At 49.9% G+C, this 403-nt stretch carries 1 protein-coding gene; it reads right to left on the bottom strand.

The features are described 5' to 3' along the window. Positions 1 to 183 (bottom strand): MmcB family DNA repair protein (locus tag AC30CM_RS27260; RefSeq protein ID WP_289860500.1); only part of this gene is annotated, 183 nt, incomplete at its 3' end. Positions 184 to 403 lie beyond the last annotated feature (220 nt).

Consider the following 403-nt stretch of genomic DNA (forward strand, 5'->3'; position numbering starts at 1 on the left):
GACTTCTACCATGACGATTTCGTTTTTGACGTGCACCGCCATTATGTCGGCACGTAGAGAACCGCCTTTATTGAGACCGACTTCGGCGCTGACCGCATACATCTTTTCACGCCAGTAATTTGCGACATGTTGTTTAATCAGCGTCGCGATCTCGGCCCGGGTCAATGTCGTTTTCTTAGCCACCAAAAGTCCTTCGTTGCTATGTGCAGCGATACCTCATGTGCAAATTCGCGAACACCGTAGATGGCGCACACGAGCGCCAGAAAGTGAATTGCTTGAATGTGACCTGTAAACATGGAAAAGCCCGTCTGGTTAACGTTGCATGAACTCGATTACGCGATCCCGTGATTCTGTATATGCCTGCTGCATGGCAGCGCCGATACGAGCACGACTATCATCTACT

The organism is Mycobacterium sp. DHQP2018-32-09 (assembly GCF_058148405.1).